Origin of the sequence: Gallibacterium salpingitidis (assembly GCF_001678495.1) — a bacterium.
Classification (GTDB): domain Bacteria; phylum Pseudomonadota; class Gammaproteobacteria; order Enterobacterales; family Pasteurellaceae; genus Gallibacterium; species Gallibacterium salpingitidis.
The window spans coordinates 1-2,777 of record NZ_JTJL01000090.1 but is presented as its reverse complement, the minus strand read 5'-3'; the positions used below and the strand labels follow the sequence as shown (position 1 = coordinate 2,777).

At 39.1% G+C, this 2,777-nt stretch carries 1 protein-coding gene and 1 pseudogene; both read left to right on the top strand.

Annotated elements, in window-relative coordinates; genetic code table 11:
- Nucleotides 1-442: 442 nt before the first annotated feature.
- The gene (locus QS62_RS11945; protein ID WP_197496313.1) at nt 443-592 is read left to right on the top strand and encodes an ESPR domain-containing protein; all 150 of its coding nucleotides are present in this window, start codon (nt 443-445) and stop codon (nt 590-592) included.
- A pseudogene (locus tag QS62_RS11740) lies at nt 552-2,777 on the top strand (hypothetical protein); the annotation flags it as partial. The gene QS62_RS11945 and the pseudogene QS62_RS11740, both read left to right, overlap by 41 nt.

The window sequence follows — 2,777 nt, the reverse complement described above, 5'->3', positions numbered from 1 at the left end:
TTGCATTCGGGCAAGAGTGAGAGGGAACCCAAAGCTATTTTATAGACATTTTTGATAAAATTTAGGTTTGTCGAAACTTTCTTCAACTTTGAAGAGGGTTTCTCCTTTTGGAAAATAGCATTCTAAATAGTTTAGTTACTAGCCTAGCGTTTGTTCCCTCTTTATTATTTTTCTATCTGCTACACACTTGTACTAATCCGTAAAACACTTGCACTTTCCTGAATTATTGCGGTTTCTTTAGTATTCTATTTATGAACAAAATGTGAACCAATCCATAAAAATTTAAAAAAGAAGTGTTTTTCTATAAAAAAATTGACAAAAAAGCGAAAAATAGCAGTATGATAACGCTCAGTAAGTTTTTGTTTGTTTCTTAAAGTGACAACAAAGCAAGCTAACCTTTCTTTTTTACCGTTAATTTAGTAACACAACATAAGGAGCGATTATGAATCATACCTATCGTTTAGTTTGGAATGCCGTTAAGCAATTATGGCAGTGCGTTTCCGAGAATACAAGAACAAAAGGTAAAACTGCCGCAATAAAAGCGGTAGCAAATGCTCAAATTACCCCCCCCCAACAACATACGTTTAATTAATCAATCTGCTTTATTTCCCTTTCTTAATTATCCTTTAACCGCATTAACTATTGCACTGCTTTTTACTTTTACCAATTCAGCTTGGGCGGAAACTTGTCCGCAACCTGATGGTTCGCAAAAACCTTTTATAATTGATACAGATTGCACAGGAGAACCAGGAAAAAGCGATATAAATAATGGAAATGGAGGTACCGCAATAGAAGATAACAATACTAATCTAGAGATAATTATTAAAGCTAATGTTGCTGGTGGTGATGGTTATTCTTGGGAGTATTTTAAGAGTGATGGTAATGGTGGTAATGGTGGTAATGGTGGTATCGCAATTAATCAGCGAAGTGGCACAATTTCGGTAACTGAGAATAGTACTATCACTGGTGGTGTTGGTGGCACTGGCGATTTTGATGGTGGTAATGATGATGGTGATGGTGGTATAGCAATTAATCAGCAAAGTGGCACAATTTCAGTAACCGAAAGTACAGTCTCTGGTGGTTACGGTGGTTACGGTGGTTTTGGTGGTTTTGATCATGATGGTGGTGATGGTGGTATCGCAATTAATCAGCAAGAGGGTAGAATTTTAGTAACCAAAAGCACAATCTCTGGTGGTAATGGTGGTGATACTGAGGGTGCTTATGGCCGGGGTATTGGTGGAATTGCGATTAAACAGCAAAGTGGCGAGATTATCTTAACGGCTAGCAAAGTAACTGGTGGTAATGGTGGTAATGGTTATTATAGTCAGGGTAGTGGTGGAATTGCGATTAATCAACAGCAAGGTGGTAAGATTACCTTAATAGATAGCAGAGTAACTGGTGGCGATGGTAATTATGGTGGTGATGCGATTAGAGTAAGTTCTGGCAGTACAATTATTCTAGCTGGAACTAGTACTGTAGTTTCTGGTTTTGGTAAAATGGATCGGGGTTCTGGGGGTGATATTTCAAATGGCACCGCAATCGCCTTTACTAGTGGTGGTAATACACTTGAGTTACAACACAATATTGTTTCGCCAGCCTCTTTGAAGCAACTTAAACAAACCAGTCAATTTATTCTCTACCTTTATCCTGGGAGGGGTGTTAATAGTTGGTTTAAAGATCAATTAAAAGATGCGTTAGCAGCAGTAGATAAAACAGAAGATGTTTTATCAGAAACAGACTATTCGATAATAGGACACTATGGTGATCGAGAATTAACCGCTGAAGGAGCCGCTAAAATTAAAGAGATGATATGGGAACCTTTATTGACTTCAGTAGCGCCAGAAGCTGGTATTATCGGTAACGTGGTGATGAGGAAAGCCGAAGAGGAAAGTGAGTTGTCTTCCGAGGATATAAAAGCTCGAGCTAAGACCAATACCTTAGTATTAGGCGGTGATGCCAGTTTAACCGGCTTATCGTTTGATTTAAGTTTACTTGGTGAGGTAGCACTACAAAATAAATGGACTTCTTATCTAGATGACAAACCATTACGCGCTTTTGGTAAGTTAGAAAAACGTGGTACCAGCACTTGGCAACTTACCGGGACATTAGATTCGAACATTATTGACAAGTTTGATGTAACTGATGGGGTAATTGAGTTAGACCGTAATGTGAGTATGGGGACAACGGTTTATGTAAAAACCGGCGGCATATTAACGACACCAGCGATTAATGCCAGTGAATTACCTACATCAGCAAATAGTGAAACTTCGCTATCTAGAATGGCAAGAGCTGTTGTAAATAACCCAATTCCAATGACGAATAATCTGATTGTTGAAAATGGCGGGGTATTCCGAGTAATCGCCAATAATGTCAATGACTATTCTCGTTTACGCAGTAGCGGTGATATTACGTTGGAAAACGGCAGTCAATTACAGATAAAAGCCGAAAATTATCAGGGGCAACTTGGTGATGAGCTTAAAGAGGTATTAGTCGCGGATAATCAGTTTAATGGTGAGTTTAGTGGTGTTAGTAGCGGTATTGAGGATGGTAACGCCTTATTTGACTTTGTAGCGGATTATAGCGAAGCTAATAAAATGCACTTAAAAATAGTGATGGATAAAAGATTGGTAGAACCGGAGCAACCGACTACTCCACCGGAAGAGAAACCAACTACTCCGCCAGAGGAAAAACCAACTACGCCACCAGAGGAACAACCAACCACCCCAGCACAACCGACGATTGTCTATCAACCGTTGTTAAGTGGTACAACTAATCGA